At 65.7% G+C, this 26,533-nt stretch carries 27 protein-coding genes; 11 read left to right on the forward strand and 16 right to left on the reverse strand.

The genetic code is table 11. The features are described from left to right. Window positions 1-42: 42 nt before the first annotated feature. A complete protein-coding gene (locus MTX34_RS18270; protein ID WP_243596825.1) occupies window positions 43-1,458 on the reverse strand; it encodes an acyl-CoA synthetase in 1,416 nt (471 codons plus the stop codon). Between the two features lie 2 nt (window positions 1,459-1,460). Here MTX34_RS18270 and MTX34_RS18275 point away from each other — a divergent pair, with 2 nt between their 5' ends. After that, window positions 1,461-1,886: a hypothetical protein gene (locus MTX34_RS18275; RefSeq protein WP_243596824.1), complete on the forward strand. Its 426-nt coding sequence runs from the start codon at window positions 1,461-1,463 to the stop codon at window positions 1,884-1,886. A 179-nt stretch (window positions 1,887-2,065) separates the two neighbouring features. On the opposite strand, the gene MTX34_RS18280 is transcribed toward MTX34_RS18275, so the two are convergent. The 5 genes from MTX34_RS18280 to MTX34_RS18300 all read right to left on the reverse strand — a co-directional run bounded on the left by MTX34_RS18280 (window position 2,066) and on the right by MTX34_RS18300 (window position 7,692). Further along, window positions 2,066-2,683, reverse strand: a complete 618-nt coding sequence (locus tag MTX34_RS18280) for a LysE family translocator (RefSeq protein ID WP_243595940.1) — start codon at window positions 2,681-2,683, stop codon at window positions 2,066-2,068. Window positions 2,684-2,808: 125 nt separating this feature from the next. Beyond that, window positions 2,809-3,897 carry a succinyldiaminopimelate transaminase gene (gene dapC / locus MTX34_RS18285; protein ID WP_243595941.1) on the reverse strand — a complete coding sequence of 363 codons (1,089 nt, stop codon included), beginning with the start codon at window positions 3,895-3,897 and terminating at the stop codon, window positions 2,809-2,811. A 20-nt stretch (window positions 3,898-3,917) separates the two neighbouring features. Beyond that, complete coding sequence (gene fdxA, locus MTX34_RS18290; RefSeq protein ID WP_008714223.1) at window positions 3,918-4,241, reverse strand: ferredoxin; 324 nt, start codon at window positions 4,239-4,241, stop codon at window positions 3,918-3,920. 114 nt (window positions 4,242-4,355) lie between these two features. Then, window positions 4,356-5,114: a hypothetical protein gene (locus tag MTX34_RS18295; RefSeq protein WP_243595942.1), complete on the reverse strand. Its 759-nt coding sequence runs from the start codon at window positions 5,112-5,114 to the stop codon at window positions 4,356-4,358. Window positions 5,115-5,151: 37 nt separating this feature from the next. After that, window positions 5,152-7,692: a bifunctional FO biosynthesis protein CofGH gene (locus MTX34_RS18300; RefSeq protein WP_308198550.1), complete on the reverse strand. Its 2,541-nt coding sequence runs from the start codon at window positions 7,690-7,692 to the stop codon at window positions 5,152-5,154. 98 nt (window positions 7,693-7,790) lie between these two features. On the opposite strand from MTX34_RS18300, the gene MTX34_RS18305 reads away from it, so the two are divergent. The 3 genes from MTX34_RS18305 to MTX34_RS18315 all read left to right on the forward strand — a co-directional run bounded on the left by MTX34_RS18305 (window position 7,791) and on the right by MTX34_RS18315 (window position 10,478). Beyond that, entirely contained in the window at window positions 7,791-8,270 is a 480-nt protein-coding gene (locus tag MTX34_RS18305) for a PH domain-containing protein (RefSeq protein WP_243596074.1), read from the forward strand. A gap of 62 nt (window positions 8,271-8,332) precedes the next feature. Then, entirely contained in the window at window positions 8,333-9,781 is a 1,449-nt protein-coding gene (locus MTX34_RS18310) for a PH domain-containing protein (RefSeq protein ID WP_243596075.1), read from the forward strand. A gap of 1 nt (window position 9,782) precedes the next feature. Next, on the forward strand, window positions 9,783-10,478 hold the full coding sequence (locus MTX34_RS18315) for a uracil-DNA glycosylase (protein ID WP_243610307.1): 696 nt from the start codon (window positions 9,783-9,785) through the stop codon (window positions 10,476-10,478). Here MTX34_RS18315 and MTX34_RS18320 read toward each other — a convergent pair. The 6 genes from MTX34_RS18320 to typA form a co-directional block, all read right to left on the reverse strand. Beyond that, the gene (locus MTX34_RS18320) at window positions 10,405-10,857 is read right to left on the reverse strand and encodes a hypothetical protein (RefSeq protein WP_243595944.1); all 453 of its coding nucleotides are present in this window, start codon (window positions 10,855-10,857) and stop codon (window positions 10,405-10,407) included. The genes MTX34_RS18315 and MTX34_RS18320 overlap by 74 nt on opposite strands. Before the next feature lie 45 nt (window positions 10,858-10,902). After that, the gene (locus MTX34_RS18325) at window positions 10,903-11,061 is read right to left on the reverse strand and encodes a hypothetical protein (RefSeq protein WP_008714214.1); all 159 of its coding nucleotides are present in this window, start codon (window positions 11,059-11,061) and stop codon (window positions 10,903-10,905) included. Between the two features lie 45 nt (window positions 11,062-11,106). Next, window positions 11,107-12,000, reverse strand: coding sequence for an N-acetyl-1-D-myo-inositol-2-amino-2-deoxy-alpha-D-glucopyranoside deacetylase (gene mshB / locus MTX34_RS18330; RefSeq protein WP_243610308.1), 894 nt, complete (start codon window positions 11,998-12,000; stop codon window positions 11,107-11,109). Window positions 12,001-12,037: 37 nt separating this feature from the next. Beyond that, window positions 12,038-12,736, reverse strand: coding sequence for a haloacid dehalogenase type II (locus MTX34_RS18335; protein ID WP_243610309.1), 699 nt, complete (start codon window positions 12,734-12,736; stop codon window positions 12,038-12,040). Window positions 12,737-12,756: 20 nt separating this feature from the next. Beyond that, the gene (locus MTX34_RS18340; RefSeq protein ID WP_243610366.1) at window positions 12,757-14,517 is read right to left on the reverse strand and encodes an ABC transporter family substrate-binding protein; all 1,761 of its coding nucleotides are present in this window, start codon (window positions 14,515-14,517) and stop codon (window positions 12,757-12,759) included. A gap of 130 nt (window positions 14,518-14,647) precedes the next feature. Then, window positions 14,648-16,585, reverse strand: a complete 1,938-nt coding sequence (gene typA / locus MTX34_RS18345; RefSeq protein ID WP_243610310.1) for a translational GTPase TypA — start codon at window positions 16,583-16,585, stop codon at window positions 14,648-14,650. 175 nt (window positions 16,586-16,760) lie between these two features. On the opposite strand from typA, the gene MTX34_RS18350 reads away from it, so the two are divergent. Further along, complete coding sequence (locus MTX34_RS18350; protein WP_243595947.1) at window positions 16,761-16,937, forward strand: hypothetical protein; 177 nt, start codon at window positions 16,761-16,763, stop codon at window positions 16,935-16,937. Here MTX34_RS18350 and MTX34_RS18355 read toward each other — a convergent pair. Further along, window positions 16,903-17,328, reverse strand: coding sequence for a (deoxy)nucleoside triphosphate pyrophosphohydrolase (locus MTX34_RS18355; RefSeq protein WP_243610311.1), 426 nt, complete (start codon window positions 17,326-17,328; stop codon window positions 16,903-16,905). The genes MTX34_RS18350 and MTX34_RS18355 overlap by 35 nt on opposite strands. Before the next feature lie 14 nt (window positions 17,329-17,342). On the opposite strand from MTX34_RS18355, the gene MTX34_RS18360 reads away from it, so the two are divergent. Then, window positions 17,343-17,624 carry a 4a-hydroxytetrahydrobiopterin dehydratase gene (locus MTX34_RS18360; protein ID WP_243595949.1) on the forward strand — a complete coding sequence of 94 codons (282 nt, stop codon included), beginning with the start codon at window positions 17,343-17,345 and terminating at the stop codon, window positions 17,622-17,624. Here MTX34_RS18360 and MTX34_RS18365 read toward each other — a convergent pair. After that, the gene (locus tag MTX34_RS18365; RefSeq protein WP_243610312.1) at window positions 17,569-18,786 is read right to left on the reverse strand and encodes a mannosyltransferase; all 1,218 of its coding nucleotides are present in this window, start codon (window positions 18,784-18,786) and stop codon (window positions 17,569-17,571) included. The genes MTX34_RS18360 and MTX34_RS18365 overlap by 56 nt on opposite strands. Window positions 18,787-19,089: 303 nt before the next feature. Here MTX34_RS18365 and MTX34_RS18370 point away from each other — a divergent pair, with 303 nt between their 5' ends. Beyond that, window positions 19,090-19,950, forward strand: a complete 861-nt coding sequence (locus MTX34_RS18370) for a hypothetical protein (protein ID WP_243610367.1) — start codon at window positions 19,090-19,092, stop codon at window positions 19,948-19,950. 158 nt (window positions 19,951-20,108) lie between these two features. Here the strand turns inward: MTX34_RS18370 and MTX34_RS18375 are convergent, their stop codons facing one another. Then, complete coding sequence (locus MTX34_RS18375) at window positions 20,109-20,858, reverse strand: DUF1906 domain-containing protein (RefSeq protein ID WP_243610313.1); 750 nt, start codon at window positions 20,856-20,858, stop codon at window positions 20,109-20,111. A gap of 225 nt (window positions 20,859-21,083) precedes the next feature. Here MTX34_RS18375 and MTX34_RS18380 point away from each other — a divergent pair, with 225 nt between their 5' ends. Further along, window positions 21,084-21,662: a TerD family protein gene (locus MTX34_RS18380; RefSeq protein WP_243610314.1), complete on the forward strand. Its 579-nt coding sequence runs from the start codon at window positions 21,084-21,086 to the stop codon at window positions 21,660-21,662. Between the two features lie 119 nt (window positions 21,663-21,781). Next, on the forward strand, window positions 21,782-22,603 hold the full coding sequence (locus MTX34_RS18385; protein ID WP_243610315.1) for a hypothetical protein: 822 nt from the start codon (window positions 21,782-21,784) through the stop codon (window positions 22,601-22,603). 57 nt (window positions 22,604-22,660) lie between these two features. Here MTX34_RS18385 and MTX34_RS18390 read toward each other — a convergent pair whose 3' ends face one another. After that, window positions 22,661-24,013 (reverse strand): sialidase family protein, encoded by a 1,353-nt coding sequence (locus MTX34_RS18390; protein ID WP_243610316.1) that lies wholly within the window; start codon window positions 24,011-24,013, stop codon window positions 22,661-22,663. A 192-nt stretch (window positions 24,014-24,205) separates the two neighbouring features. Between MTX34_RS18390 and MTX34_RS18395 the strand changes: the two genes are divergently transcribed. Beyond that, window positions 24,206-25,573, forward strand: a complete 1,368-nt coding sequence (locus MTX34_RS18395; RefSeq protein ID WP_243610317.1) for a WS/DGAT domain-containing protein — start codon at window positions 24,206-24,208, stop codon at window positions 25,571-25,573. A gap of 76 nt (window positions 25,574-25,649) precedes the next feature. Continuing rightward, complete coding sequence (locus MTX34_RS18400; RefSeq protein ID WP_243610318.1) at window positions 25,650-26,519, forward strand: PE-PPE domain-containing protein; 870 nt, start codon at window positions 25,650-25,652, stop codon at window positions 26,517-26,519. Window positions 26,520-26,533 lie beyond the last annotated feature (14 nt).

Here is a 26,533-nt window from a genome sequence, read left to right on the forward strand (position 1 = left end):
CCGGAATAGTAGGCATGCCTAACCTAGGTCGTCAAGAGGATGTCAGCCGAGCAGCTTCTTCTGAACTTTGCCCATGGCATTGCGCGGGAGGGAGTCGACCACTCGAATCTCGCGGGGCCGCTTGTGAATCGACAGCTCGGTGGCCACCAGATCGATCAGCACCCGATCCTCCACATCGGTACCGACGACAAACGCCACGATGCGCTGACCGAGATCGGCGTCGGGCATACCGACCACGGCCACCTCGTCGACGCTCGGGTGGCCCAGCAACACGGTCTCGATCTCCCCCGCGCCGACGCGATAGCCGCCGGATTTGATCAGGTCCGTCGACGCTCGCCCGACGATGCGGTGGAAGCCGTCCGGCTCGATGAGGGCGACGTCTCCGGTATCGAACCAGCCGTCCTCGGTGAAGGTCTTCGCTGTCGCGTCGGGGTTGTTCAGGTAACCGTCGAACAGCATGGGGCAGCGGATCTGCAGCGCGCCGATGGATTCGCCGTCGTGCGGCAGGATTTCGCCCTTCTCACCGCGCAACCGTGTCTCGACGCCCGCGACCGGCAGTCCCACCGAGCCAGCGCGCCGCTCCCCGTCGGCGCGGGTGCTGATGGTGATGAGGGTTTCGCTCATGCCGTATCGCTCGATCGGCGCCTGCCCGGTGAGTTCACGCAGCTTCTCGAACACCGGAACCGGGAGCGGCGCACTGCCGGACACCAGCAGTCGGGCGTGGGCCAGGGCGCGGGCGGACGTCTCGTCCGCGGCGATGCGCGACCACACGGTCGGCACTCCGAAGTACAAGGATCCACGCGCGGCCGCGTAGAGCTCCGGCGTCGGCTTACCGGTGTGGATCAGCGGGCTGCCCACACGCAGTGGGCCGAGGACACCGAGGATGAGACCGTGGACGTGGAACAACGGAAGTCCGTGCACCACAGTGTCTCTCGAAGTCCATGCCCACGCCTGCGCCAACGCGTCCAGGCCGGCGGCGATGGCACTGCGCGAGATCAGTACGCCTTTGGGTGGGCCGGTGGTACCGGAGGTGTAGAGGACGAACGCGACCGAGGACGGCTGCGGTTCGGCGTAGCTGTGCCACGAGCGTGCGTGCTGACGCACCGGCAGGACCTCCAGCCCGGAGGTGTCCGACGGTGCCTCACCGAGCCATGCCTGGGCACCCGAGTCGCGAAGGATGTGCTCGCGTTCGGCGATCCCTGCGTCCGGCGGAACCGGCACCACGGTGACTCCGGCGATCAGCGCGCCCACGACCGCGAGCACCGTCTTGACCGACGGCGTCGCGTAGATCGCGAGGCGGTCGGCTCGCGAGATGCGTTCGGCAACCGAGGTCGCCGCACCCAGGATGTCGGCACGGGAAAGCGAGACACCGTCGATGGTGATGGCGTCGGGAATATCGTCTCCCCGCGCAACGGCGAGTGGGTTCAGTGAACGAAGCAGCACATGGCTACCGTACATACATGGACGTGGACGGAATCGACACCGGCGACTACGCCGAGTACATGACGGTCGCCGCCGGTGACCTGCAGGCGGGCGTCTATCTGATCGGGACCGACGCCGAGCAGGACGCCGATTCCGAGGACGAACTCGATCTGGACCTCGACGACGAGGACTCCGAGGACGACGACATCGACATCGCACACGTTACCGACGGCGCACCGCGGCTCGTCTACTCGGTGCAATCCGACGACTTCTGGACCCGAGTGGAACTGGCCGATCTTCGAGCCACTCAGCTCTACGAGGAAGCTCATGCCCGTAACCCCGAGGTCAATACGGAGCCGAAACGCTTCACCACAGTAGAAGCCTTCGGCAGCAACGAACTTGTCTACATCCTGCGCATCCGACGCGGCGGCTGGGACGTGGGCGAGCCGGACCTCGAGCCCTGATCCACGCGGCCCCTCAGTCCTCGCAAACGCGCGCGCATTTGCCGAACGCGAGCGGTTTCGCGTCACGATTCTGCGCGCATATGGCAAATGCGCGCGCGTTTGCGAGATCCAGGCCGCGCCCCCGCACCCGTCAGTCGTGAAACTCGAGGCTTGCCACTTCCCCTACTTGCCGTGATCCACTAGGCCGAGGACGCCACCGTTCCGACGCCGAGGGCAACCAGGATTCCAGCGCTGATGCGATCCAGCCAGTCGGCCACCGCTGGTTTGCGCAGCAACGCGACCGCGCGTGAGGCGAGCACGGAGAACACTCCCATCACCAGTGCAGCGACGACCACCTCGACCAGTCCGAGCGTCATGGCACCTGCGAACGTGACCACGGTGAGGAACTGCGGCACCACCGCGAGGTAGAACAGTCCTACCTTGGGATTGAGCGCGCACGAGAGAACCCCGGCACCGAACGCCGACCACGCGGACGCAGCGACGGGCACCAAAGGCTCCCCGGCCACCTTCTTCTTCCGTCGCGCGCGAATTGCCTTGACGCCCAGATACAGCAGGTACAGCCCGCCGAGAATCTTCACGACGCGATACGCCGTCGCGGACTGCTCGACGATCGCCGCCAGCCCGACGGCCACCAACACGGCCCAGAACAGTCCACCGATCGCGACGCCCATCGCCGCGGCGATGCCTGGCCTGAGGCCGCCGATGCTGTAGCGAAGCACCAGAAACGAATCGGGCCCGGGCAGAATCGCCAGCAGAAAACACACTCCGGCGAAGCTGAGCAACAGGCTGAGGGTCATGGGTACATGAGAACACCCGGGCCGACCCGGAGCCAACTGATTTCAGTGTCCACAATTCGCATCGAGAAACGGGATCCCGCTCGACGAGCCGAATAGTGGACGCTCAGCGCACCAGAGAAACCCGACTACCCGCGTAGGCGAGCTGCCGCAGCGTCGATGCGCTCGTCCGTGGCCGTCAGCGCGATACGCACGTGCAGTCCACCGTCCGGCCCGTAGAACTCCCCCGGCGCGGCGAGGATTCCGCGCTGCGCGAGCCAGTCGACAGTGTCGCGGCACGGTTCGCCCCGCGTGGCCCACAGGTAGAGCCCCGCCTCGGAATGGTCGACGGTGAATCCCGCTGCCTCGACGGCGGACTTCAGAATCGTTCGGCGGGCCCGGTATCGCTCACGCTGAACGCTCTCGTGCTCGTCGTCGGCCAGCGCCGCGGTCATGGCGGCCTGGATCGGCAACGGCACCATCATGCCGGCGTGCTTGCGCACTTCGAGCAACTCGGCGACGAGGGAGGCATCACCGGTGACGAAGCCGGCGCGGTAGCTCGCCAGGTTCGAGGTCTTCGAGAGTGAGTGCACGGCAAGCAGATTGGTGTGATCACCGTCGCACACGCGGGCATCGAGGACGGACACGGCGTCGGCGTCCCAGGTCAGACCCAGGTAACACTCGTCGGACACGACGATCGCGCCGCGTTCGCGGGCCCAGGCGACGACCTTGCGCAGGTGCTCGACTCCGAGCACCTTGCCGGTCGGGTTGGACGGAGAATTGACGAAGATCAGCGACGCCCGCTCGGGCCCGAGCCGATTCAGGCCGTCGGCCCGGATCGTGCGCGATCCAGCGAGCAGCGCCCCCACTTCGTAGGTGGGATATGCCAATTCGGGGATGACGACCAGATCGTCGGCTCCGAGGCCGAGCAGCGTCGGCAACCAGGCGATCATTTCCTTGGTACCGATGGCAGGCAGCACCGCGTCGGGCGTCAGACCGGTGATCGAGTACCGACGTTCGAGCGCAGCCACCGCGGTCTCCCGCAGCGCCACGGTACCGACGGTCGTCGGGTAACCGGGTTCGTTCGCCACAGAATTCAGCGCTGCACGGATCACCTCTGCGACCGGATCCACCGGTGTACCGACCGACAGGTTGACGATGCCGTCCGGGTGCGCCGAGGCCTTGTCTTTCGCGGCGGTCAGCGAGTCCCATGGAAAATCGGGCAGCCCCGCTGCCACCGCTGTACGTACCAAGGGAGTCAGTTCTCGCCCATGGGAGGCAGAGCCTTGATGAACGGCGGGTCGTAATCGGTCTTGCCTAGCTTCGCTGCGCCACCGGGAGATCCCAGGTCGTCGAAGAAATCGACGTTGGCACCGACGTACGCGCTCCACTGCTCGGGTACGTCGTCCTCATAGAAAATGGCCTCGACGGGGCACACGGGCTCGCAGGCTCCGCAGTCGACGCATTCGTCGGGGTGGATGTACAGCATTCGGTTACCCTCGTAGATGCAATCCACCGGGCACTCTTCGATGCACGCTTTGTCCAGTACATCTACGCACGGTTCTGCAATCGAGTAAGTCACTGCTGCTCTCCCCTCCTGTATCGATTTCGGGCGCTCGCGCGCCCTGAGCATCCTAGTATCGCCGTCCGAACCTGGAGCAAACCGACCAGGGTGACCTCACCTGGCTCGGTCGGCTCACTTCCGTAGCTGCTTCGCGGGGGCTCTTTCGCCGACTGCAGAGGCCGTACGGTGGGCGGCGAGCCACTTTCGGCCCTGTTTCGCGGCACGCGAAAGTGCACCGCGCTCGCCGAGATATCCGGCGACACCGCCGACGAGCGGGATGGCACCGAGCACGCGGTAGATGCCGCGGGGGTGCGGACGCTTCTCCAGTTCACCGGCGACGTCGCGCAGCACGTTCGCGATCTGCCACATTCCGCGCAGCAGCGCGAACGGACCCGACTTGGGCGACTCCTCCTTCTCCGGCGGAGCACTGTCGGCCAACGACGTCAGATCGCGCTTGCACAGCACCGACCCGAGCAACGCCACGTGCGTCTCACGATCGGTCACACCCGATTCGCGGGCCACGGCCACGAGCACCATCGCCTGATTGGCGAAACCGAGCAGATCCTGGATCGGCAGACGGTTGACCAAGATGCCGAACACGCCGGGGAACGCCACGGCCACGGTGTTGAGTGCGCCGATGCGATTGACCCACCACTGCGAGCGGGCGTCGCTGTCGAGCTCCTCCCAGCCTGCAGTACCCGGGAAGTCTGTGGTGTCGAAAGCCTTCGCGAGAAAGTCGATGACGTTGTCGAGCGTCGAGTCGTCCGCGGAGGACTGCCGAAACGTTCGTCCCTTGAGCCCGATCGGGTCGCGTGTCGCGAGGATGTCGAGCACGGGATGGATGATGGCGACGGCACTGCTCAGAACCGCGGCGACTCGACGGTCGTCCATGTCAGACAAGCTCCATTTCGAAAAGGGGACCCGAGGGTCAGATCAGGCCGGCAACCGACACGGCCGGGGCCGGGTCGTAGGTGGTGGTGCGCTGACGAACCGGGCGTCCGATGCCGTCGGCGATCTCGTGCAGTTCCGCGACGGTCTTCTCCGAACCGTTCTGCGAACCCGCCATACGCGAGATCGTCTCCTCCATCAGGGTCCCTCCCAGATCGTTCGCGCCTCCGTTCAGCATCGCCTGTGTACCCGTGATTCCCAATTTCACCCATGACGTCTGAATGTTGTCGATTCGGCCGTGCAACATGATGCGAGCCAGGGCGTGCACCGCGCGGTTGTCACGATTGGTCGGTCCCGGTCGCGAGGCCCCGGCCAGATACAACGGCGAGGACTGGTGCACGAACGGCAGCGGCACGAACTCGGTGAACCCACCGGTCTTGTCCTGGATCTTCTTGAGCACGTTCAGGTGACCGACCCAGTGCGACGGATTGTCCACGTGCCCGTACATCATCGTCGAGCTCGAACGCAGTCCCACCTCGTGCGCGGTGGTGATCACTTCGATCCACTCGGCGGCGGGCAGTTTGCCCTTGGTGAGCACCCACCGCACCTCGTCGTCGAGAATCTCCGCGGCGGTACCCGGGATCGAATCCAAGCCGGCCGCGCGCAGCTCGGTGAGCCACTCGCGAATCGACTGACCACCGCGCGAGGCCCCGTTGACGATCTCCATCGGCGAGAACGCGTGCACATGCATCGACGGCACCTTGGCCTTGACCGCCCGCACCAGATCGGCGTACCCCGTCACCGGAAGTTCGGGGTCGATCCCGCCCTGCATGCAGACCTCGGTGGCACCGACGACATGCGCTTCCCACGCCCGATCCGCCACCTCGGTGGTGGACAGGGTGAAGGCATCGGCGTCGCCCTTGCGCTGCGCGAACGCACAGAAGCGGCACCCGGTGTAGCAGATGTTGGTGAAGTTGATGTTCCGGTTCACCACGTAGGTGACGGTGTCTCCGTTGACCTGCCTGCGCAGATCGTCGGCCAGCGCAGCGACAGCGTCCATGCCCGGGCCCTCGGCCGTTGCGAGCGCGAGGTACTGCTCATCGGAGAGCCCGGCCGGGTCCTTCTCCGCTGCCGTCAACGCCGACACCAGGTCCCGGTCCACCCGCTCGAGCCCGGCCAGATCGCGCACCTGCTCACGAATGGAATCCCAGTCGCCGAACGCGTTCGCCAGATCCGAGCGGGTCTCGGTGTTGCGGCCCTGAGTGTCGATCTCGGTGTTCAGATCGACGCGGCCCGAGGACTCCCACTCCTCGTCCGGTTCCTGCCACGGCAGACCCGTCGGGTTCACGTTCTCGCGCGCCATGCCGGTCTCCGGATCGGCCAGCGCCCGCACGTGCGCCGAGATCCGCGGGTCGATCCACGGAGCGCCGGCGAGCACGTACTGCGGCTGTGCAGCAACACGTTCCACCAAGCGGTAGCCCGCCTTCTCCGACAGCTCTGCCAGGGTGTCGAGGTTCGGCCACGGCCGCTCGGGATTGACGTGATCGGGAGTCAGCGGCGAGACCCCGCCCCAATCGTCGACGCCCGCGCCGAGCAGCGCCGCCGTCTCCTCCGGCTCGACCAGGTTCGGCGGAGCCTGGATGCGCATCGACGGGCCGAGCACCATGCGCGTCACTGCGATCGTCGCCAGGAATTCTTCGAGACCCGCGTCGGGCACGGACCGCATCGCGGTATCGGACTTGGCCAGGAAGTTCTGCACGATGATTTCCTGCACGTGCCCGAACGACTTGTGCACCTTGCGAATTGCCATGATCGACTCGGCCCGGTCCCGCAGCGTCTCACCGATGCCGACGAGGATGCCGGTCGTGAACGGAATGTTGAGCCGGCCCGCGTCGGTCAACGTGCGCAGCCGAACCTCGGGATCCTTGTCGGGGCTGCCGTAGTGCGCCTGCCCCTTCTCCTCGAACAACCGGCGCGAGGTGGTTTCGAGCATCATCCCCATCGACGGAGCCACCGGCTTGAGTCGCGAGAGTTCCTGCCACGACATCACTCCTGGGTTGAGGTGCGGCAGCAAGCCGGTCTCCTCGAGCACCCGGATCGACATGGCGCGCACGTAGTCGAGAGTGGAGTCGTAGCCGCGGGAGTCGAGCCACGCCTTGGCCTCGGGCCACCGCTCCTCCGGTCGGTCGCCGAGGGTGAACAGCGCTTCCTTGCACCCGAGCGCGGCACCCTTACGGGCGACGTCGACGATCTCGTCGGGATCCATGAACATCCCGTGGCCGGAGGCATTGAGCTTGCCGGGGACGGTGACGAACGTGCAGTAGTGGCACTTGTCGCGGCACAACCGCGTGATGGGTACGAACACCTTTCGCGAATACGAGACCGTCTCGGGACGACCGGCCGACTCCAGCCCGGCATCACGAACCCGAGCAGCCGACGCCATCAGGTCCACCAGATCGTCCCCACGCGCATGCAGCAACACCGTGGCCTCGTCGACGTTGAGAGACACCCCGTCGCGGGCACGACGCAGAACGCGACGCATGGCAGAGGCGGCTGGAGCGGAGTCAGGCTGCAAAGTCACCAGTCGATCATGCGCCTTCCTGGTACGCACGTGCCACCCGCGGGTCGGACTGCCGCCCTCGTGCGCGGGTGAGGGCTAGGTTTGTACCCGTGACAACGATGACCGATCCACAGTGGCAACCGTCTCCGCGTGCGCGTCTGCTCTGGGCTCTCAGTGCCGGTCTGCTGTGGGTACCGGTCTTCGTCGCCCAGGTCGTCTGGGCTGTCGTCGACTCGACGTGGACCACCTGGCCGCATGTCGCCGTCCTCGTCGCATCCATCGTGCTGGCCGTCCTGAACATCGCGGTCGTGCCGCAGTGGCGGTACCGCGTGCATCGCTGGGAGATCAGCGACACCGCGGTCTACACCCGAACCGGCTGGCTCAGCCAGGAGCGACGCATCGCACCGATCTCGCGGGTGCAGACCGTCGACACCGAGCGCGGACCGCTCGACCGCATGCTGGGGTTGGCGACGGTCACCGTGACGACGGCGTCGTCCGCGGGTGCGGTGAAGATCACGGCGCTCGACCAGGATGTCGCCGACAAGACGGTCGCGCGACTCACCGACATCGCCGGCCGCACCGTGGGAGACGCCACGTGACCGACCAGGAGCACCTCCTCGCCGTCGAGGAGGAGCAGCCTTGGCTGCGATTGGACAAGCGAATGTTGTTGGTGCATCCGGTGAACGAGGGCATCAAGATTCTGCCGGTGCTGCTGATCTCGTTCTTCGTCGGTAGTCAGAGCGGGAACCACTTCTGGAGTCTGGGCCTTCTCGTGGTCGTCGTGGTGTTCGCGATTCTGCGGTGGTTCACCACCAGCTACCGAATCGGTCCGGTACACGTGCAACTGCGCACCGGGGTGCTGCAGAAGAAGGTGCTCTCGATTCCGCGCAACAGAATTCGGTCGGTCGACGTCGAAGCGAACGTTCTGCACCGCGTACTCGGCCTGTCCATCCTGCGCATCGGCACCGGCCAACAGGCAGGCAAGGGTGAGGCCTTCGAGCTCAACGCCCTCGATACCGCACTGGTGCCCGCACTGCGCGGAGATCTGCTGCAGCGAGTCTCGGGGCAGATCCCGGCGACCGACGGAACACCCAGCACACCAGCGGATTCCGGGGCGGAGATTGCGCACTGGCAGTTCTCATGGGTGCGGTTCGCGCCGTTCTCCATCACCGGTATCGTCACCATCGCCGCAGCCGTCGGCGTACTTTTCCAGTACGGGCTCGGGCAGACACTGGCCGAATCGTCGGTGGTCTCCACCGGCATCGACTCAGCCGAGCGATTGGGAATCGCGGTGTTCGTCGTCGTGGTGCTGATGGCACTGCTCGTCGTATCGAGCATCTTCGCGTGCGTCCGCTATCTGCTGGCCTACGCCAACCTCACGGTGATGGACCAGAAACGCACCATGCATGTCAGCCACGGGTTGTTGCGCACTCGCCAGTCGACACTCGATCGCAAGCGGCTGCGCGGCACCTCTCTGTCCCAACCGTTGCTGCTTCGTGCGGCCGGTGGAGCAAGACTGGACGCCATCATGACCGGCGTCAGCGCCGAGAAGAAAGAATCGTCCCTGCTGCTCCCCCAGGCCCCGCGCGCCGAGGCGCTACGCATGATGACCACCGTGCTCGGCGAGGCCGGTCTGCACGGTAGTGCCGACCAGCCGCTGCTGCAGCACGGACCCGCAGCGCGTCGCCGCCGTTACACCCGGGCAGGGCTGCCACTCCTGGTCATCGCTGCCGGCCTGGGAGTTGCACAGTATTTCGGCGCGCCGATTCCGATCCTCGCGTGGACAGCGATCGCGGTGTTGTTCGTCGCTGCATTCGGCCTGGCTCACGATCGCTACCGAGGCCTGGGCCATGCCGTGCTGCCTGGCTGGCTCATCACCCAGCACGGTTCGCTCGACCGGACTCGCCACAGCCTCGAAGCCGCAGGCATCATCGGTTGGACCGTGCGGCAGACATTCTTCCAGCGCCGCGCCGGGGTGGCAACCATCGTCGCTGCCACTCCCGCAGGCGTCGGACATTACGAGGTGATCGACATCCCCATCGAGAATGCATGGGCGATGATCGACGCCGTCACCCCGGGAGCCGGGGACGTCTGGCTGCAACGAACCTGACATGACGCGACCGCAGAGCATCGAGGAACTCGACCTCGCTGTGTCCGAGTGTCGCGCCTGCCCTCGCCTGGTGCGGTGGCGCGAGCAGGTCGCCGCCGAGAAGCGGGCCGCCTTCGCCGACGAAACATACTGGGGTAAGGCAATTCCGGGATTCGGCCCGGCCGATGCATCGATGTTGATCGTCGGGCTCGCCCCGGCAGCGCACGGTGCCAACCGCACCGGGCGGATGTTCACCGGAGACCGAAGCGGCGACGTGCTGTACCGCGCGATGTATGCCGTCGGGCTGGCCAGCCAACCCACCGCGACGCACATCGGAGACGGGTTGACGCTCAACGGGGTTCGCATCACTGCGCCGGTGCACTGCGCTCCCCCACAGAACAAGCCGACGCCCGCCGAACGCAACACGTGCAGGCCCTGGCTGGACGACGAACTACGGTTGCTGCGTCCGACTCTGCGCTCGGTGCTCGTTCTCGGGGCATTCGGCTGGCAGTCCCTCTTACCGACACTGGCCGCCAACGGGTGGGAAATACCCCGTCCCGCACCGAAATTCGGCCATGGTGTGCGACTCGACCTGGGCTCGATCACCGTGTTCGGGAGCTATCACGTGAGCCAGCGAAACACCTTCACCGGACTGTTGACTCCGACGATGATCGAGGATGTGCTGCGGAATGCGGGTCGGCATGCACGCTTGCTGTGATCGCCTTCATCCGGAACATGAACAGCAGCACACCGGCGGGGCCTGCACCGGCGACGATGAGCAGCATCGTGCGCCAATCGGCGAGGAGAAGAACGTCGTTGCCCGGGCCGCCGAACATGCACAGGACCACCGCGAAAAACCATCCGACAAGGGGTGACGCCACCCAGATCGGCCGTTCCGCTACTTTGCGTGCGGCCAGGACCAACGCGACGTTGGCTATCCCGCCGAGCAGCGCGCTGATGGGAAATTGCACCGACCCGAGGTAGGTCGGAAGGAAGAAGACCGACAGAATTCCGGACAGGAAGCCGTCGAACACCAGTACTGCGACGGTCGCCCAGGACACCAGGGCGACAGTATTGGATGCGGCCTTCGAGATCATGCGCCCAATACTGCCTTGACCCTGGTTGTTTCAGTGCACCGGTACTCAGGAAACCGGCGGGTATCCCAGCGAGGTCAGCAGGTTGCTCGCGCCCATGGCGATCTGTCCCAGTACGTACTGGTACAGATCTGCCTGCGCGCCGAACTGCGGCTTGAGAGAATCGACGAACGCGACGATGGCGTCCTGCACTACCCAGTTGTACATATGTGTTCCGCCCCTGCTCTGGTGAGATCAGTACTGGTGTGTATTTCAGTGATGCGGACCACAGCTTAGTACGCCGGCAAACAGATCGTTCTCTCTGCCCGTCTCATCGGGATCGAGTTCACCGCGGACGAGCACGTATTGCTCGTCGAGCAGGATCGGCTGGGCGATGTCGTTGGAGAGCGCGTACTCGCTGCCCGACGGCGCGACGGTCACCTGCGTGGCGTGGGCGCGGAGCGCATCCCTCTTGGCGTCGAGTACACCGCGGATGTCGATGCTGGTGGTGATCGTGCTCTCCGGAACGCTCGGCAGCTCCCCGTCCTCCGGCAGTCGCCATCCCGACGGGAGGCCGTCGATCGCGGCCAGCCCCGAGTGCAGCTGGTCCTGACCGGTCACGGTCCAGTAGAACTTCGATACCTCCCACGGCGCTCCCGCGTCGGGGTAGGAACCCGTCCCGCAGACCTCGACGGCCTCGGTCACCAGTGAGTGCACCTGCTGGTGATCGGGATGTCCGTATCCCCCTTCGGGGTCGTAGCCGACGACGACCTGCGGCCGCAGCTCACGCATCACCGCCACGAGTGCTCCGAGCGCCTCGTCGCGATCGGCATTGACGAACGCGCGCGGTTTGCGTGCAGCCGTCGTGCCGGCCATCCCCGAATCTCGCCAGCGACCGGCTCCGCCGAGGAACCGGGGTGGATTGCAGCCCAGGGCCGCGAGTGCGCGATGCAGTTCCAGGATTCGGTAGCCACCGAGCTGATCGGCGCGATCGACGACCAGATCGGCCCAGGTCTCGCCGATCACTTCACCCTCCTCGCCCAGCGAGCAGGTCAGCACGGTCACATCGGCACCGGCGCGAACATAGTGGGCGATGGTGCCGCCGGTGGTGATGGTCTCGTCGTCCGGATGCGCGTGGACCAGAAGCAACCGCTGCGGCTCCGTCATCGTCTGCTCAGCACTTGTCTGGCCCGTCATCGATCCGTCACTCACTGTCGCTCCGCCGTCTCTCGCTGTCTTCCCGTCCCCGCTCGCCGAGTAGCTGCGCCAGGTGCGGTAGCGAGCTCGCGCGCACGTCGGGTGCGGCGAAATAGGCGGGGTACGGGCTGTTGCCCCGATCGATCCAGGCCGTGGTCATGCCTGCACGGTGTGCGCCGTCGATGTCCCAGGGGTGCACGGCGACGAGCATGGTGTCCTCGGGCTCGGCCCTGCACTGGTCGAGTGCGTACCGGTAGGACTGCGGGTGCGGCTTCCACCGGCCCGCCGCCTCGACCGACAGCAGCGTCTCGAATTCGCCACGCACCCCGGCTCTGTCGAGCAGAGTCTGCGCCACCGACGCCGAGCCGTTGCTCAGCGTCAGCAGTCGGATACCGAGTGCTGCCAGGGCTCTCACACCCTCGACCACGTCGGGATGAACGTCGAGATCGGTGAACCCGGTCATGATGTGCTCCACCGCGTCGTCCGTATCGCGATTCAGCGTGGCCTCGGACAGCAGCGTCCGAAGCGCACCGGCACCGACGGTGGCGAACGGCCGAGCGGCGTCCGCGGCCGCGAGCGCAAAACCGTCGCGCAACACGCTCGCGAACCACGTGGGGAACAGCTGCGGCGACGCTCCCACGTCATCGAATCGTGTCGCCATCGGAGCCATATCGGACAATGTCTCGTTCACATCGAACACGATCACCCGAGGGCACCTCGGGATGGTCACCGGGGCGTCCGCATCCACTGCGCGGCGTCGGCGAAGATTCCGACCTCCACCGGGCCGGTCAGCGAGACGCCGGTGATACCGGGCACGGCCGCGACCACCGACGAGTCCTGCATGATCGGCAGCGTGGACGCCAGAGACCACAGCGCCGGCTCCACGTCGTTGGTGGCTACAGAGGGATCGAGACCGCTCACCAGGGCCCGGTCGATTCTCGGTTGCAGTTCCGGCACGCACAGCCCGGACAGGTTCCGCGGGGCCTCGATACCGGTGTCGCCACCGTCGGAGCTCTCCTCGACGCAGCCGAAGCGGGACGCGAGGGCCGTCGCGGGGTCCACTCCTGCACTCGTCCATCCGACTATCGCGTCGACGGTTCCCTCGGTCAACGCCGTCGAATACAGCTCGTCGGCGGGCAGCGGGGTGACGGTCGCATCGATCCCCGCTCCGACGAGTTCGTCCGCGGCGGTGCCGGCGACAGCGAGCGCGATGTCGTCGTTCTCGACGGCACCGATGACGAATCGCAGGGCGGTGCCGGTCGCGTCCGCGATGCGGGTGCTACTCGGCACCGGAGCGCCCGTCGTCGCGGCACCGGTGGGAACCGCGGTCGTGGTCGGTGCGGCGGTGGTCGCGGCACTCGGTGTGGATGTCACCAGCGCATCGGGTGTCGGCACGAACCCGGCCCGTTCCAGCAGATCGAGGGCAGCCGTCGTGCCGATCGGAGCAGGCGCTGTCGCGGAATAGCCTGGGTCGGACGGAGAGGACAGCTGTGCTGCTGCTCGACGATCCGTCGCACCCCCTGCCGCTCCGACCGTGGCCAACAGGTTCGGATCGAGCAGGCCGAATATTCCTTGTCGCACAGCAGGATCGGACATGTTCGGCGCTCGCCCGTTGACAGTCATGGACAGCACGCGCGATTGCCTGATGGTGTCGGTCCGCACCCCGGGAATCGCCGAAAGCTGCGCCCGCAGCGCCGCATCGCCACGAACCTGGGCGATCTGGGCATCACTCGACCGCAGAGAATCGGCCAGCTGTGCCGGGGTGCCTCCCCGACGGATGAGGATCTGATCGGGTGCTGCGGGCTCGTCCCAGAATCGGTCGTTCCGCTCGAGCAGAATTTCGTCACGACCCTTGTCGACGGTCTTGATGTTGAACCTGGAACCGGAGACCGGCACGTTGTCCGTCAGCCCCCCTTGGAAACCGCCGGGCGAGTCCTTGAGCAGGTGCGAGGGGACCAGATCGGAGAACAGTCGCTGCCAGGCCGGATACGGCGAGGACAGCGTCACGTCGACCGTCTTGCCCCCGCCCGAGGACGTGACGTCGCTGATCAGGTCGTATCCCGCGGGGTCGACGACACCGGGCTGGGCGATCATCTGCTGCCACAGGTAGCGGAAGTCCTCGGCGGCGATCGGTGCGCTGTCGGACCACTGGGCCTCGTTGCGCAGTTGGTACCGGATGGTGAACGGCGCTTGCGACGTCACCTCGGCCGAAATCAGCAACGACAGGTCCGGCTCCCAGGTGGTCGCCCCGGTGTCGGAGTTCCGAACCGGGCGGAACGGGCTGGGCAGCACCAGCGAACTGACCGCTGCCGTTGCGGGCGACTGATCTGCCAGCAGATGTGGGTTGAAGCCGATGCCGACGTCGTCGATGGCGACGACGACCGGATCACCGGTCTCGGCCGGAACCATCGTCGTGCTGACCGAGGTCTCGACACTCTCGATCGGGGGCGGCGGATCCGCGGTGCACGCGGTGAGTACCAGAGCCATGGCAGGAACCAGAACCGTCGGTATCAGCACCTTGCGCAACGAGGATCTCCTTCGTGGTCGGCTACCTTGTGCGACAGAAGCGACGCGCCCCACAAGGGTGACACGTCGCTTCTGCTGCACGAAGTGAGTCTTACAGAGCAGCCTTGTCGCGAGTCTTGCTCCGCGAACGCTCACGGGCGCGCTCGTTGGAATCGAGGTGCACCTTGCGGACGCGGACGACCTCGGGGGTGACCTCGACGCACTCGTCGCCTGCACAGAACTCCATGGCCATTTCCAGGTCGAGCTTCTTGGGCTTGGCCAGGGTCTCCATGACGTCTGCGGAGGACTGACGCATGTTGGTCAGCTTCTTCTCGCGGGTGACGTTGATGTCGAGGTCTTCCTGACGCGGGTTGATGCCCACGACCATGCCCTCGTAGGTGTCCGCGCCCGGCTCGACGAAGAACGTGCCGCGATCGGCCAACTGGATCATGGCGAACGGGGTGACGGTGCCGTGGCGGTCCGAGACGAGCGAACCGGTGTGGCGGGCGCGGATCTCACCGGCCCACGGCGCGTACCCGTGGAAGACGGCGTTGGCGATACCGGTGCCACGCGTGTCCGTGAGGAACTCGGTGCGGAAGCCGATCAGGCCACGCGAGGGAACGATGAATTCCATGCGAACCCAGCCTGCGCCGTGGTTCGTCATCTGCACCATCTTGCCCTTGCGTGCGGCGAGCAGCTGAGTGACGGCACCGAGGTACTCCTCCGGTGTGTCGACCATGAGCTCTTCGAAGGGCTCGTGCAGCTTGCCGTCGACCTGCTGGGTGACCACCTGGGGCTTGCCGACGGTGAGCTCGAAGCCTTCACGACGCATCTGCTCGACGAGGATGGCGAGCGCGAGCTCGCCACGACCCTGGACCTCCCACGCATCGGGGCGACCGATGTCGAGGACCTTGAGGGAGACGTTACCGATGAGCTCCTGGTCCAGCCGGCTCTTGACCATGCGCGAGGTGAGCTTGTGGCCGCTGACGCGTCCGACGAGTGGGCTCGTGTTGGTGCCGATGGTGACCGAGATGGCGGGCTGGTCGACGGTGATGCGCGGCAGAGCGACCGGGTTCTCCAGATCGGCGAGCGTGTCGCCGATCATGATGTCCGGGAAGCCCGCGACGGCGACGATGTCGCCTGCGACACCCTTCTCGCCGGGGACGCGCTCGACGCCGATGGTGTTGAGCAGTTCGGTGATCTTGGCCTTCTGGACGACGGGCTCGCCGTCGACCTCACGCATCCAGCTCACGGTCTGCCCCTTGGAGAGCTGGCCGTTGTGGATACGAACCAGGGCGAGACGGCCGAGGAAGGCCGACGCGTCGAGGTTGGTGACGTGGGCCTGCAGCGGCGCGTCCACGTTCCCCTTGGGCGCGGGGACGTAGTTGAGGAGTACCTCGAACAGCTCGTCGAGATTCTCGGCGTCGGGAGCGTTGCCGTTCTGGGGCTGAACGCGCGACGCCTTGCCCTCGCGGCCGGAGGCGTAGAGAACGGGGAGGTCGAGTGCGAGTTCGGCCGCCTCCGACGCTTCGTCGTCGAGGTCGGACGCGAGGTCGAGGAGCAGATCGTGGCTCTCCGAGACGACCTCTTCGATGCGCGCGTCGGGACGGTCGGTCTTGTTCACGACCAGGATCACCGGCAGCGAGGCGGCAAGCGCCTTGCGCAGCACGAAGCGGGTCTGCGGAAGCGGGCCCTCGGATGCGTCGACGAGCAGCACGACGCCGTCGACCATGGACAGGCCGCGCTCGACCTCTCCGCCGAAGTCGGCGTGGCCGGGGGTGTCGATCACGTTGATGACGGTGATGGTGCCGTCGGCATTGCGCTTGTGAACGGCCGTGTTCTTGGCCAGGATCGTGATGCCTTTTTCTTTTTCGAGGTCACCCGAGTCCATGACGCGGTCGATCGCTTCGGCACGTTCCTCGAACGCGCCGGACTGCCGAAGCATGGCGTCGACCAGGGTGGTCTTGCCATGGTCGACGTGTGCAACGATGGCTACGTTGCGAAAAGTGGTGGTGCTGTCGATGTTGTCTGCACTGCTTGGGGCGCTCACGCGAAAAATTCTCCTGGAGTCGAATGCGGGCTCTTGTTCGCTAGCGGGCTTATGTCGCTAGAGAAGCGCGCTGCACCGCGAGGTTCTCGCGACTGATCGAGTTTACCCGTAGTCCGACGGTGCCCCGCGCCACCCTCAGGTCTGTGACCTGCGCCACCCATTAGTCTTGGTGCTCATGGGCAAGGTAAAGGCCGCAGATGTCTCGGGAATGAAGCCCAAGAAAAAATGCTGCCGCAAGAAGGTTCGGTGCGTCACATGCCCGGTAGTCATCATGCGAATGAAGAAGCTCGAATCGGCGGGCGCAACCAAGAAAGATCTCAAGAAGGGCCTGAAGACCGCTCGGGCGAAGTGAGCAGGATGTCCAGTAGCTCGGGTAACCACAGTCGGTCGGCATCGACCAGGTCCATCGTCGGCAGCATTGCCGCGTCCACCCAGCGCAGAGCCGAATGTTCCAGCGCCGCAGGGGTTCCCGAGACCAGGGTGGCTCGATAGGCGCGTAGGACGAGTCCCCCGGCCAGGTCGACGTCTCCACTGAGCGCGGCACCGATCGAGCACTCCACCCCCAGTTCTTCACGCAGCTCGCGCGCCAGCGCCGCGTCCTCGGACTCCCCCGGCTCGACCTTGCCGCCGGGCAGTTCCCACAGGCCCGCCAACTCGGGCGGACGAGTTCGTTGCGCGAGCAACAGCGTGCCCTCGTGCGTCAACGCGGCTGCGACAACCACAGCGGTGGGGGTACCGGACATGCCACCATCTTTCTATGACCGAACTGCTGACCGACCGCGACATCGAGGACGCCCGGCTCACGGAGTGGACCGTGGTGGAGAAATCCATCACCCGAACCGTCGAACTGACGTCGTTCCGAGCAGCGATCGAGGTGGTGAACCGCGTGGCCGACGCCGCGGAGGAGGCGGACCATCACCCCGACATCGACATCAGGTGGCGGACGCTGACGTTCACGCTGTCCACGCACTCGGCCGGCGGTCTCACACAGAAGGACGTGGATCTGGCGCGTCGGATCGACCAGCTGACCGCGCACTGATGCGTCCCGCATAGACGACCCAACCGAGGAACAAAGCAGATCCGACCACGTCGACGGCACCGGCCCAGGCCTCGAGGCCAGGACGAGGGATCGTCCAGATCGACTCCTGGAAGAAGCTGAGCAACCACGGCACCCCCACCGTGACCGTCACCAGCCAGTAGCCGGCGACGATTCTGGCTCCGGCGATGTCGCGCAGCGGCCCGTGCACGAGCCAGAGCACCATCGGAATCACCCAGATCCAGTGATGCGACCACGAGATGGGCGACACCAACAAGCCCAGGAGTTGGACGATGACGAGGGTTCCCAGGTAGTCGCGGCGATCGAGTGCTCGCCACGCCAGCACAGCGAGAACCGTGGCGATCACCGCGGCGGCGATCCACAACGGCCCCTGGCCGACGTCCTCACCCACGATCCGGCTCAGCGCTCCGCGCAGAGACTGATTCCAGACCGAGCCGACGGGGCCGATGCGGTCGGCGTCGCCGAGCAGCGTGGTGAAGTAGGTGGAGGCCTGGTGCCCCAGTGCCGCGTAGCTGACCACGACCGTGAGGGCGAACGCCACCGCAGAGAATGCTGCCGCTTTCCATCGCCGCGTCGCCAGGAAGTACAGACCGGTGATGGCGGGAGTCAACTTGATCCCTGCGGCGACACCGACGAGCCCGCCTGCCACCCACCACCGACTGCTGCGTACCGCGAGGATCGCCAGCAGCACCAAAAACACGTTGACCTGGCCGTAGTCCAGCGTCGTCCGCACCGGTTCAGACCACAGCCCGAGTGCGGTCCAGAGCATTGCGATGCGGACCCAGCGCGACTCGGCGGCTCGCTCGTCGCCGAGAACCATCGACAGAACCAGACGCACCACTGCGAACAGTGCGAGCATGGTCGCGGCCTGCCACAGGACGCCGACCACCGTGAACGGCAGGTAGTGCAGCGGGAAGAACACGAGCGCGGCGAACGGCGGGTACGTGAACGGGAGCGGGAAGTCCGGCGTCTGAACCGAATACGTGTAGTCGTACAGATTGCCGCCGAGCAGAGCAGCGGAGCCGTCGACGTAGACGTGCAGGTCCACGAGGTTCATTCCGTTGGGCGTCGCGAACGCCCAGACGAATCGGCTGATCACCGAGACCGCGAGCAGAACGGGGGCCAGCCGAACGAGTCGGTTCACTGTGCGTGCGGTTCCGTTCGGTATCGATGCCGTGTATCGATCGTCGAGCTTATAGGGCGCCGAACACCTGCCCTAACCGCGGATGCACGCGAGTAACATTTGCATCACCTTTCACACTGACAACTCCAGTAACAGGTTATCGTGTGCTTCTGCGGAGAATTCGCAGCGTGCGACCAATAGACTGCCCTGGCATAGCTGCGACGGGGAAGGGCTCCATCGACAACGGCTGTACATCGGGGATTGCGCTACATAGAGTGACCCCTCGAGCACCGGCTGTCGCCGAGGGCCCGCGTCATGATCAGAATGGGGAACATCACCGTGCTTCGTACCCGCGGAACGCGTCGCGTAGTTACAGCTTTGGCCGTAGCCGCAGCCGCCGCACTAGTCGTGCCGACCAGCGTATCCGCGCAGCCGTTGGTGCCCATGGCACCGGCAGATCTGCCCGCGGCACCGGCCGATCCCGCTGATCTCATCGCCCAGTTCCTCCCCGCCCCGGGTGAGCCCATGCCGAGCCTGGCCGAGGTGGAGGCACTCGCCTCGTTCGCACCCGCCATCCTCGGTGCCGCAGCCGGACCTGCCGATGTCGGAGCCGCTCCGGCCGCCGACCTGTTGGGTCAGGCCCGCGCACTACTCGAAACAGCGCAGCTACCGGACCAGGTCAAGGCGCTGCTCGAACGAGTCATCACCTTCCTGGACGGCTCCGGCGGCGGCGGCCCGGAACTGCCGACGGACGGTCCCGTCATCGCCCAGTTCCTCTACCCGACACTCGGCGTGGGGTGCATCTCCGACACCGCCGATTCCGTCGGAACCGCACTGGCCGTACCCGGCCCCGCCACCTTGCCGCCTCCCGGACCGGGTGCAGGCCAGGCCGGCTTCGTCTTCACCGCCCTCGGCACCGCGCCGATTGCCGCAGAGCAGGCAGCTCCTCTGACGGTGACCTGGCTCAACATCGACAATCGCCGCTCGGGAACTCAGGATCTGACCGGCGCGGCGATGATCAACACCGACGGCCCGGCAACGCTGTCTGCCATCGCCGACACCGGCCCAGGACGCGTCCTGTCGGTCGTCTCCGGATCGATCACCACACAGTCGAAGGAAGATCCCGCGTCGGCTCCGCGGAGCTGCACCTTCCTGCCCACCATCGGCACGGTCTACGTCCCGTAGCTCGCACGCACAGACCACCGCAGTTCGCCCCCGGCCTCAGCAGAGGCCGGGGGCGAACTGTTTTCTGTGGGCGAATGCGGAATGCAGCCGTCCGCCCGGAACGCACCGAATATCGCTTTCCATTCGGTGCGTTCGGAAGGAATTACATCGATGGCATTTCAGAGAATGTCGGCGGCGGATTTCGACCACTGCCCGTAATCGGCTTTCAGAACATTGTTGATGTCGACTTTGACCCCACCCACGAAATCCTTGTCGATTCGAATCTGATGAATATGCGCTGCCGGGTGAACGAAGCCTTTGGGGGTTCCCCAATTGTGCTGCCAAAACCACTGACCCAGACCGGCCACCGAGGCCAATTCGATGGTCGGTGAATTGGCATAGATACCGGTTCGCTCGGCTCCGATCACCGACTCCCAGCCCAGGATGTACGGCGCGATCAGAGTCGCGAACTCCACCGCGGTGGGGTTGTCGTCGATCGACACGTAGATCGGGCGGTCCTCGGGACCTCCGGCGGCCGTGTGGAGTTCGAGGCCGCGAGTGGCATGCTTCACGCCCGCCGCGTATCCCCCGCGCCAATCCGATGTGGTCCCTTTGCCGAACTGGTAGTTCGAGACCACCTCCAGCCCGGCAGAGGTGAGCGAGTCGGCCTCGGACTTGCGCATCGGCTTGCCGATCATCCAGTTCGCGTCGGGTCGGCGGTCGGAGACGTAGCGGACGGCCCCCAGGTGACCGGCCTCCTTGATCGCCGAGGCCGACGGCACTCCACCCGAGTAGTCGACGAGCGTTCCGAGTCCGGCGTCGGCGTGCGCGGTCGCTGTGCCCACCGCAACCAGGCCGACGGCGGCCGCGGACCCCGCGGCGGCGTACTTGAACAGTTCACGTCGCGACACCTGCACAGAAATCTCCATTGCCGTTCGATCGCCGCGGCGCGCCTACTCGAAAATGTGCACAACCACTGCTAGCTTTCGTCGTTTGTCGTATCCCACCACAAACCCATCGGTACCGCCAGCCTCACTGCTCACACCCGCAACGTCTCCCTCCGGCTTCACACGAGCACCTCGGGCACCCCCGTCACGAACATGAATATGGTGGAGAGACGATGCACGGACGAACGCGCTGAGGAGTGAATGGACATGGGCGTAACGCTTGCCAAAGGTGGAAATGTCTCGCTGACGAAGGAAGCCCCGGATCTGACCGCCGTGAGCGTCGGGCTCGGCTGGGATGTTCGCGCCACCACCGGCGGTGACTTCGATCTGGACGCCAGTGCCATCGGCCTCGGCACGACCAAGAAGGCACTGAGCGACAACTATTTCGTCTTCTACAACAACCTGCGATCCCCCGACGGTGCCATCGAGCACACCGGCGACAACCGGACCGGAGAGGGCGAAGGCGACGACGAGAGCATCGACGTCGACCTAGCAGCCTTGACCCCTGAGGTCGACTCCATCGTCTTCCCGGTCTCCATCCACAACGCCGACGCCCTCGGCCAGAACTTCGGTCAGGTCGTCAACGCCTTCATTCGCGTGGTGGACAAGTCGGACGGGCGTGAGCTCGCCCGCTTCGACCTCAGCGAGGACGCATCGACGGAAACCGCCATGGTGTTCGGTGAGCTGTACCGCCGCGGTGCCGAATGGAAATTTCGCGCCATCGGCCAGGGCTACGCATCGGGTCTCGAAGGAATCGTCCGGGACTTCGGTATCGACGTGGGTTGAGCGGCAGACGGACCGTCTCGATTGGACAACGGAATCCGTCCTGGCTTGTGACGTCGAGATGATGTGTGGTGATATCAGCGCAACCGCAACATAAGCCACATCAGTCACAGGAGTCACACATGTCTCGTCGCCTCAGCCGTATGGCGGGCGCGCTCGCGCTCTCCTGCGCGGCATTGCTCGCAGTTCCCGCCACCGCGGCAGCGGATCCGGCACCGGCCGATCCGCTGGCACAGGCGATCGCCGCCCTGCAAGGACAGGGTGGTGCCTCGCTCGACGCGGCGAACGCCATCGCCGAGTCGCGCACCCCGGTCGCCGAGGATGTGAGCGCCGACCCGTTCGCCGCACTGAACGCAGCCAACAAGGCTTTGACCGACTTCGGCATCACTCCGTTCTTCTACCCGACCGCAGCCATCAACTGCGCTGCCACACCCGGCGCACCGCTGGGAATCGTGCCGGGCGTCGCCGGTGGTGCCGGCGGACCGTGGCCCCAGCTGACCGTGCCACCGATCGCCACTCTGCCCGGCCTGCCGTCGATCGCCGTGCCCGAACTCAACGCGGTGAACAAGGGCGAGACGATGTTCGCGTTCGTTCCGGCCGGCATCGTGAACGACTCGGCCGACAAGTCCGGCATGCAGGTGGCGTGGTTCAACGTCAATACCCTGCAGGGTGGCTTCGCCGACTTCGGCGGGCTGACAACCACTCTCGCCCAGTCCATCCTCGACAACTCCGGCATTCCGGCAGAGTTGAAGGAACTGGCTCGGCCTCTCGTGGTCAACGCACTCAATGCGTTGCCCGCCGCCGGTGCACGCGCAGTGCCCGTCGAGACCGGATCGGGAACCGTCCTCGCGGCGGTGTTCGGCACGGTGAACCACAAGGCGCTCGACGGTACCGACAAGAGTTGCTTCTTCTTCCCCACTGTCGGTCTGATCAACGTCGCCTGACGCTTGCGCTCGACCCCGAAAGGCCCTGCAGCACACTGTTGCAGGGCCTTTCGTTGTTCAGTCGCGGCCGATCCGGCCCAGCCTGCCCAGTACTGCCTGCATCTCGGTGCGTTCCGAGCGTGCCGCCCATGGGCGCTGCCGATTTCTTCCTCGCATCTGCATCACGGCCCCGGTCAGAAGGTCACCGTTGGGGGCGAAGTGCACCCGCACGTTGTCGTTCGGTGAACGCCCCAACGCGAAACCCGGGTAGCCGCTGCAGAATCCGTGCGGAAACAACGGGGCATCGGGATCGTTGTACTTGCCGCCGACGAACACCGGGCCCCCGGTGCGGAAATCACGGCACTGCGCGATGAATCCATGGAAGGCACGATCCTTCTCACGTCCGTAGTAGGCGATACCCACCCTCCCGGACCCCGTGGCGGTGATCGCACCGAAGCGGGCATCACGCACCCCCGGTGCCGATACCACCACCGGCCTCGACCAGCTCACCGCACCGTCGGAAGACCATGCTGCATGCAACAATCCGTCGCGGTCCGGCCACACCGCGTACACGTTTCCGTCGTCGTCGACCGCCATCGACTCCGGTAGCAGATAGCGCGATCCGTGTAGCAGAAAGTGCAGAGCATTGTGATATTTGGCCAGTGCCGAACCCGGCACCATTCGAACGTTCCAGCTCAGGCCCTCGTCGTGACTGACTGCAACGGCGAACCGTCGACCGTAGCGGCCACCGATGTAGACGGTGCCGTCCGGACCGACGACGCCCTTGCCGAACGAGACGTACTCCCGGCTCGGCAGGCCGGGGATGTTCTTCGGGTCGATGTCGAAACCTCCGGCCACCTCCCACTTCACACCGCCGTCGAAGGACCGCCAGATCATCTGACGGGTGACGTTGATCAGTGGCCGGACTCGCATCGAGAACGGCGTCGGCGCGGAGAGATACGTGATCCTCCCCTCGCGTGAAGGACGTGGCCCAGCGAATACTTTGGCGTCCATCCTGGCCTTCGACGCCACTTTCCTCGTGCGCCAGGTTTCGCCGCGATCGTCGGTGACTCCGAGCACGAATCCAGTCCTCAGCGGGTGCGGGGACAGCGCATCGAATCGGCCGGCATGCAGATACAGTCGGTCGTCGACGTCGTCGAAATACATGTAGGGCCGATGTCGGCTGTTCTGCACGCCCTGCGGAACCGATGCGCGCCACGACTTTCCGAAGTCGGACGACCGCAGCACACCGATGCCGTCGACGGTGAAAGCGGGGGCAAGGAACACGGTGTTGTCGGCCGCGACACCGAGCGTGCAGGCCGCGGAGCCGTACTCGGTGTACGAGACGTCGGTGACGTAGTCGGCCGACGCGGCCGCGTTGGTCGACGAACGCAGTCCTGCCCGATAGCCCGAGGCGACTCTCGGCGTCACGATACCCACCATGCGGTGTCACGGCGTCGCGAACACAGGGCTGGTCGATGCACTGGCCAAGGCTAGCGCCGATAGTGCCGGTAGACGGCGAGGCCATCGAAGAAGTTCCCGGCCGGTCGTGGTGACAGTTCACAGATCAGTACCGGACAGTCTGTAGTCCACAGGTGCGTGGAGGGAGAATAGGCTTGGCGCGTGCCCCGCATTCGAGCCGACAGCCGTCGCCGCGAATCGACACGACTGCATCCGGCGGATGCACGCGCATACTGGATGGCGTCGAAGATTCCCAGTGACCAATTCCTGCTGTACTGCTTCGATCACGGCTCCGCGGACATCGATACCGAGGTGACGCGACTGCACGAGCGCAGCGGTCGCATCGAGGTATTGCGCACGCGCATCACCGACGCGGCTTTCGGCCTCGAGTATCCCCACTGGACCGAGGCGAGTCCGCCCTCCGATGCGATCTCCGTCCACCGGACAGCCCGCACCTGGCCGGAGTGTCTCGATGCGGTCGCTGCGTCGTTCCGACGGCAGGTCGACCCCCGAGATTCCGTGTGGCACCTGCACCTGTATCCGAACATCGTCGACGCTCCCGGCGGCACGGCCCTCGTTGCGGTGCTCCAGCTTTCGCACGCAGCTGCCGACGGAACACTGGCATCGCGGATTGCCCGTGACCTGTTCGGCACGCATTCCATTGCGGCATCACCGGCCCGCACAGAGCCTCCGGTCGTATGCGAGATGGCATCCTCAGCCCTTGCCGCTGTCGCTCTTCCGCTTCGACTGGCACAGATGGTTCGCGGCGGCGTCCGTGCCCGACGCGACGCGCTCGACCTCGAGCAGGGCACCGACTCGGGGGCGATCCCACCGCCCGCGCCCTCCCGCGCCCTGACCGCCCTCGACGTTGCGCCCACCGGCCGGACCTCCGTGCGCACCATCGTGCTCCCGAAGGCCGACGTGCACTGTGGCGGTACCACCGTCACCACCTTCGTGCTGACCGCAATCTCCGTTGCGCTGCAATGCTTTCTCGGAGATTCGGTGGATCTGGCCGCCGAGGTCACCCTTGCCCGGGACGCACGAGCCGACGCTCGCAACAATTTCGGGAACGTCGGCGTCGGTTTGTTCACCTCCGAATCCGACATCCGCAGCCGAAGCATTCTGATCTCGGCGGATCTGGCGGCCCGCAGACACCGCGCGAATCATTCACTGTCGGAGGCTGCCCGCTCGTCACAGGACGACGTCGAAGCACATGTGCCGGCATTTCTGGCCGAGTGGGGCGTCGCGCAGTTCGATCCCACCGCCGTCCCGTCGACGGTCACCGGGAACACCGTCGTGTCCAGCGTCTCGCGTGGTGCCGCAGACCTCGCTCTCGGCGGCGGCTGCGTCCGATTCACCGCGGGCTTTCCCGCCCTGTCACCTGCCATGAGCCTGACCCACGGAGTCCACGGCATCGGCGATACCGTCACGGTCGGCATCACGTCCAACAGCGCAGCCGTGCCGGACCCCGATGGCTACGAGGCGCTCCTGCGGGATTCCCTCGACGAGGTACGCGTCGCACTGGGATGAATCCGGATCGAACTGCCAGACAGTTCTCAGCATTTGTCGGGCGTCGGGCTCAGGTTCCCCCACCAGACTGAGGGCCATGAGCCAGGAGAAGGTGACCGTACTCGCCGTCGGAGGTACCGGGGAATCACATCCGTCCGACCACCGGACGCGGGTGACGGGCCTGCTGTCCTGTGTGGTCGCCGAACTCGACGACCGCTTCGTCGGCCGGTGGGTCGGCTATCCGGCGTCCTACGGACCGGTCGCGCTCGGCGGTCTGTGCTTCCGACACAGCGCAGAACTCGGTGTTCGACGCCTGCGTCGTGCACTGGAAACCACGGCGGGGCCGATTGCGCTGATCGGCTACTCGCAGGGAGCGACGGTGGTGCGCGAAGTCCTCGGCCTCGTCCACGACGGGACGATCGACGGCAGCCGCATCGTTGCCGCAGGTCTGATTTCCGATCCTCAGCAGCCGGTGGGTGCCGTCGACGGATGCACCGGGCGTGGCGTCGCAGGCGCGGGTCCTGCTCTGCCCGAGTCGATTCCGGTCGAGTGGATCGGCCTCGCCTCGGACATGATCTGCAACGCCAGCGACGACAGCCTCGTCCGCGACATCGCCGACCTGACCCGATGGATGTCGTTCCGCACCCCGAAGACATGGCTACGTGAACTGTGGAACCTCGTGCGCAGCAACAGTTTCCAGAACGCTACCCGAACTCGCCTTCGCCCCTCGCAGTGGACGAAGGATGTTCGACGCCTCCGCACCGCGGCCGGCGAAGTGGCCGGCTACCTGCCGCAGTCGTTGCGCTGGAATCGATTCGAGTGGTCGAATCCCGGCGGTGGCCGCCACATCGCGTACGCGCGGGAGGACTATGCAGGTGGACTGACCGGCTGCCAGGTTCTTGCGCGCTGGCTCGGTGAGCAGCACGAGCGGATCGGCACGTCACTGCAACAGTCGAAAGTTGCCTGAGCCTGTTCTCGAAA

This window comes from Rhodococcus sp. ARC_M5, assembly GCF_022810405.1.
GTDB lineage: Bacteria > Actinomycetota > Actinomycetes > Mycobacteriales > Mycobacteriaceae > Rhodococcoides > Rhodococcoides navarretei.

Bases quoted from the DNA above. Each gene is read 5' to 3' on its own strand.
- MTX34_RS18280 (WP_243595940.1), bottom strand. From the start codon at position 2,683: ATGACCCTCAGCCTGTTGCTCAGCTTCGCCGGAGTGTGTTTTCTGCTG.
- MTX34_RS18355 (WP_243610311.1), bottom strand. From the start codon at position 17,328: ATGTCCGGTACCCCCACCGCTGTGGTTGTCGCAGCCGCGTTGACGCAC.
- MTX34_RS18370 (WP_243610367.1), top strand. From the start codon at position 19,090: ATGGGGAACATCACCGTGCTTCGTACCCGCGGAACGCGTCGCGTAGTT.
- MTX34_RS18310 (WP_243596075.1), top strand. From the start codon at position 8,333: ATGTTGTTGGTGCATCCGGTGAACGAGGGCATCAAGATTCTGCCGGTG.
- MTX34_RS18275 (WP_243596824.1), top strand. From the start codon at position 1,461: ATGGACGTGGACGGAATCGACACCGGCGACTACGCCGAGTACATGACG.
- MTX34_RS18295 (WP_243595942.1), bottom strand. From the start codon at position 5,114: ATGGACGACCGTCGAGTCGCCGCGGTTCTGAGCAGTGCCGTCGCCATC.
- MTX34_RS18325 (WP_008714214.1), bottom strand. From the start codon at position 11,061: ATGTACAACTGGGTAGTGCAGGACGCCATCGTCGCGTTCGTCGATTCT.
- mshB (WP_243610308.1), bottom strand. From the start codon at position 12,000: ATGACGGAGCCGCAGCGGTTGCTTCTGGTCCACGCGCATCCGGACGAC.
- MTX34_RS18375 (WP_243610313.1), bottom strand. From the start codon at position 20,858: ATGGAGATTTCTGTGCAGGTGTCGCGACGTGAACTGTTCAAGTACGCC.
- MTX34_RS18360 (WP_243595949.1), top strand. From the start codon at position 17,343: ATGACCGAACTGCTGACCGACCGCGACATCGAGGACGCCCGGCTCACG.
- MTX34_RS18315 (WP_243610307.1), top strand. From the start codon at position 9,783: ATGACGCGACCGCAGAGCATCGAGGAACTCGACCTCGCTGTGTCCGAG.
- MTX34_RS18350 (WP_243595947.1), top strand. From the start codon at position 16,761: ATGGGCAAGGTAAAGGCCGCAGATGTCTCGGGAATGAAGCCCAAGAAA.
- MTX34_RS18270 (WP_243596825.1), bottom strand. From the start codon at position 1,458: ATGTACGGTAGCCATGTGCTGCTTCGTTCACTGAACCCACTCGCCGTT.
- MTX34_RS18320 (WP_243595944.1), bottom strand. From the start codon at position 10,857: ATGATCTCGAAGGCCGCATCCAATACTGTCGCCCTGGTGTCCTGGGCG.
- MTX34_RS18380 (WP_243610314.1), top strand. From the start codon at position 21,084: ATGGGCGTAACGCTTGCCAAAGGTGGAAATGTCTCGCTGACGAAGGAA.
- MTX34_RS18400 (WP_243610318.1), top strand. From the start codon at position 25,650: ATGAGCCAGGAGAAGGTGACCGTACTCGCCGTCGGAGGTACCGGGGAA.
- MTX34_RS18305 (WP_243596074.1), top strand. From the start codon at position 7,791: ATGACCGATCCACAGTGGCAACCGTCTCCGCGTGCGCGTCTGCTCTGG.
- MTX34_RS18340 (WP_243610366.1), bottom strand. From the start codon at position 14,517: ATGGCTCTGGTACTCACCGCGTGCACCGCGGATCCGCCGCCCCCGATC.
- MTX34_RS18385 (WP_243610315.1), top strand. From the start codon at position 21,782: ATGTCTCGTCGCCTCAGCCGTATGGCGGGCGCGCTCGCGCTCTCCTGC.